Source organism: Cellulosimicrobium sp. I38E (genome assembly GCF_001647255.1).
GTDB classification, from domain to species: Bacteria; Actinomycetota; Actinomycetes; order Actinomycetales; family Cellulomonadaceae; genus Cellulosimicrobium; species Cellulosimicrobium cellulans_E.
Genome location: NZ_LUAZ01000097.1, coordinates 1 through 4144, shown reverse-complemented (window position 1 = coordinate 4144; position 4144 = coordinate 1). Strand labels below are relative to the sequence as shown.

Sequence of the window (4144 nt, the reverse complement as noted above, 5' to 3'; positions counted from 1 at the left end):
CACCCGCCCCCTGCTCCCCCACCTGCGAGACGAGGATCATTTCGTGAAGGCACTCGCCGCCCGCAGACACCACCGCTTCGCGCCGGTCGTGCTGCTGCTGCTGGCGCTGCTGGTCACCGGTGGCGTCTACGCCGCCTTTGCACCGACCCCGGCCAACGCCGAGACCGCCAGCACCGAGGACATCGAGACCGGCCAGAAGCTGTTCCAGGCCAACTGCGCCACGTGCCACGGCCCGAACGCCGAGGGCACGGGCACGGCTCCGTCGCTCGTCGGTGTCGGCGCCGCGTCGGTCGACTTCCAGGTGTCCACCGGCCGCATGCCCATGCAGATGGACGGTCCGCAGGCCATCCAGAAGCCTCGCCAGTTCGACGAGGAGCAGACGGCGCAGCTCGCTGCCTACGTCGCCTCGCTCGGTGCCGGCCCGGCGATCCCGACGGACGAGCAGGTCGACGCCTCGCTCGGCGACGTCGCGAACGGCGCCGCGATCTTCCGCACCAACTGCGCGATGTGCCACAACGCCGTCGGGGCGGGCGGCGCGCTCTCCGAGGGCAAGTTCGCGCCTCCGCTGTGGGACACGTCGGAGCGCAACCTCTACCAGGCGATGCTCACCGGCCCGCAGTCGATGCCGGTCTTCAACGACGCGACCATCACGCCGGAGGAGAAGCGCGACGTCATCGCTTTCCTCGTCGACCAGCGTGAGGGCTCGGCCGGTGGTCTGTCGCTCGGCTCGCTCGGCCCGGTCAGCGAGGGCCTGTGGGCCTGGATCGTCGGAATGGGTCTCCTCATCGGGGCCGCAGTGTGGATCGGAGCGAAGTCCTCGTGAGCGACTACCAGAACCCCCGGTCGCCCGAGTCCTCGCACCGCGAGGTCGGGCACCGCGAGGAGCACGGCACCCTCGAGACGTTCCCGGACCCGGGGCTGCCCGAGCACAAGAGCCGCATGGCGGACCGCGACCCGAAGGCGTCGAAGCGCGCCGAGCGCCAGGTCGCGACCCTCTTCGGCATCTCGGTGATCGGCACGATCGCCGCGCTCGTCGTCTACTTCGTCATCCCGCCGGACGGGACCACGGCCGGCGTGCGCCTGTCGACGCTCTCGCTCGGTGTGGCCATCGCCTTCGCGCTGCTCGGCATCGGCCTCGGCGCCGTGCACTGGGCGAAGGTGCTCATGTCCGACCACGAGAAGGTCGACGAGCGCCACCCCATCGCGAGCGACGCCGAGACCCGCGTCGGCGCGATCGCCGAGCTCGAGGCCGGCGCCAAGGACTCGGGCATCGCCCGCCGCGGCGTCCTCAAGGGTGCGGTCATCTCCGCGCTCGCGCTGTTCCCCCTCACCATCGCCGTCCCGCTCGTCGGCAGCGTCGGTGGCGACTGGAACGTCTCGAAGTTCAAGCACACCCTCTGGAAGCCCGGGACGCGCCTCGCGATCGACCCCTCCGGCCGGCCCATCAAGGCGGCGGACGTGACGATCGGCTCGGTCGTGCACATCATCCCGGAGGCCTCCCAGGAGGAGATGCAGTCCCACGAGTGGATCACGGAGAAGGCCAAGGCCGTCGTCCTGCTGGTCCGTCTCGACCCGCGTGACATCGTGTCCGACCAGTCCCCCGAGGGTGAGACCTGGTCGTACGACGGGATCGTCGCGTTCTCCAAGATCTGCACGCACGTCGGCTGCCCCGTGGCGCTCTACGAGCAGCAGACGCACCACCTGCTGTGCCCGTGCCACCAGTCGACGTTCGACGTGGCCGACAGCGCCAAGGTGGTCTTCGGGCCCGCGAAGCGGCCCCTGCCGCAGCTGCCGATCACCGTTGATGACGAGGGCTACCTGGTCGCCCAGAGCGACTTCCACGAGCCCATCGGCCCGAGCTTCTGGGAGCGTCTGAAGTGACCACCAGCACCGGAACCGCCGCACCCAAGGCGGCCGCACCGAAGTCAGCCGCGCCGACGACCCCCGCCGGCAAGGCCGCCGACTACCTCGACCAGCGCACCGGCATCGGCGTCGCCGTCAAGGAGTTCGCACGCAAGGTCTTCCCCGACCACTGGTCGTTCCTCCTGGGCGAGATCGCGCTGTACTCGTTCGTCGTCCTGATCCTCACGGGGATCTTCCTGACGATGTTCTTCGTGCCGAGCATGTCACTCGTCACGTACCACGGCGAGCCCGCGTCGATGAACGGCGTGCTCATGTCCGACGCGTTCGCGTCGACGCTGCACATGTCCTTCGAGGTGCGCGGCGGTCTGCTCATGCGGCAGATCCACCACTGGGCGGCGCTGATCTTCCTCGCGGCGATCGTCACGCACATGATGCGCGTGTTCTTCACGGGCGCGTTCCGCAAGCCGCGCGAGATCAACTGGCTCGTCGGCATGCTGCTCATGATCATGGGCCTCGCCGCCGGCTTCTCCGGCTACTCCCTGCCCGACGACGTCCTGTCCGGCAACGGCCTGCGCATCACCGACGGCGTCGTGAAGTCGATCCCGCTCATCGGGTCGTACCTCTCCTACTTCATCTTCGGCGGCGAGTTCCCGGGCGAGCACATCATCCCGAGACTCTTCACGGTGCACATCCTGCTCGTGCCCGGCCTGATCCTCGCGCTCGTCGCGCTCCACCTGTTCTTCGTCGTGCTGCACAAGCACACGCAGTACCCCGGTGGCGGCCGCACGGACACGAACGTGGTCGGCTACCCGCTGTTCCCGGTGTACGTGGCCAAGGCCGGCGGCTTCTTCTTCGTCGTGTTCGGCATCCTCGCCCTCATGGGCGGCACGATGGCGATCAACAACGTGTGGAACTACGGTCCGTTCGACCCGTCACCGGTGTCCGCGGGAGCACAGCCCGACTGGTACATGCTGTTCCTCGAGGGATCGCTACGACTCATGCCGGGCCAGGCGGAGTTCGTGACGTGGGGCGACTACACCGTGCCTCTCAACGTCCTGATCCCTGCCGTGGTGGTTCCCGGCCTGCTGTTCACCTTCCTGTTCGTCTACCCGTTCCTCGAGGCCGCGGTGACGAAGGACAAGCGTGAGCACCACGTGCTCGACCGTCCGCGCAACGTGCCGGTCCGCACCGGTCTGGGCGTCGCCTTCCTCACGGCGTTCATCATCCTGGCTCTCGCCGGGTCGAACGACCTCATCGCGACGCACTTCCACATGTCGATCAACACGATCACCTGGGCGTTCCGGGTCCTGTTCTTCGTCGGTCCGTGGTTCGCGTTCTGGATCACCAAGCGCATCTGCCTCGGCCTCCAGCGCAAGGACCGCGAGCTCGTGCTCCACGGCCACGAGACGGGCCGGATCGTGCGGTTCGCGCACGGCGAGTACATCGAGGTGCACCGCCCGCTCGACGAGCAGGAGCGTTGGCTCCGGGTCAACTACCAGGCCCACGAGCCGCTCGAGATCGAGCCGGCGACGGACTCTCGCGGCGTGCGCCGCAAGGGCTACAAGAAGGACAAGCGCCTCCAGCGCCTGTCGCGGTTCTTCTACGAGGACCGGATCGAGCCCGTGACGCCCGTCGAGCTCGCGGCCGCGCACTCGCACGGCGAGCACGACGCGCTCGAGGGCGAGAGCCACGAGCAGATCGAGGCCGGTGCCGCCACCGTCGGTGGTGGGCGCGACCTCGTCGAGCCGGAGAAGGGCGCCGACGAGCGTCGACCCTGAGGTTCCTGCACAGTAGGACGATGACCCGCGACCAGTCCCCTCCTCGAGGCGGACAGGTCGCGGGTCATCGTCGTCTCGGCACCCGGGTGCGGCCAACCGCGCCCGCCTGAGGGCCTGAGACACCGTCAGTTCACCGCACAGCGGCCGCGGGACGCTCTCCCGCGGTTCCACCAGGAGGTACTCCGGATGCCCGTCTACACCCTGCCCGAGCTGTCCTACGACTACGGTGCGCTCGAGCCGCACATCTCCGGGCGGATCATGGAGCTGCACCACTCCAAGCACCACCAGGCCTACGTCACCGGCGCGAACACCGCCCTGGAGAAGCTCGCCGAGGCCCGCGAGACCGGCGACTTCGCCGCGATCAACCTCCACGAGAAGAACCTCGCGTTCAACCTCGGCGGCCACGTCAACCACTCCGCGTTCTGGACCAACCTCTCCCCCGAGGGCGGCGGCGAGCCCACCGGCGAGATCGGCGCCGCGATCGACGAGCACTTCGGCTCCTT

3 protein-coding genes and 1 pseudogene are annotated in these 4144 nt (G+C 68.8%); all 4 read left to right on the top strand.

What is annotated here, in order from left to right; all coding sequences use genetic code 11:
• Positions 1 to 43: 43 nt before the first annotated feature.
• Positions 44 to 823 (top strand): c-type cytochrome, encoded by a 780-nt coding sequence (locus A0J59_RS20960; protein ID WP_064317345.1) that lies wholly within the window; start codon positions 44 to 46, stop codon positions 821 to 823.
• Entirely contained in the window at positions 820 to 1881 is a 1062-nt protein-coding gene (locus tag A0J59_RS20955) for a ubiquinol-cytochrome c reductase iron-sulfur subunit (RefSeq protein WP_053371264.1), read from the top strand. Before A0J59_RS20960 ends, A0J59_RS20955 begins: the two co-directional genes overlap by 4 nt.
• Positions 1878 to 3641: a cytochrome bc complex cytochrome b subunit gene (locus A0J59_RS20950; RefSeq protein WP_064317344.1), complete on the top strand. Its 1764-nt coding sequence runs from the start codon at positions 1878 to 1880 to the stop codon at positions 3639 to 3641. Before A0J59_RS20955 ends, A0J59_RS20950 begins: the two co-directional genes overlap by 4 nt.
• Positions 3642 to 3827: 186 nt before the next feature.
• Positions 3828 to 4144: pseudogene (locus A0J59_RS20945) on the top strand (superoxide dismutase); the annotation flags it as partial.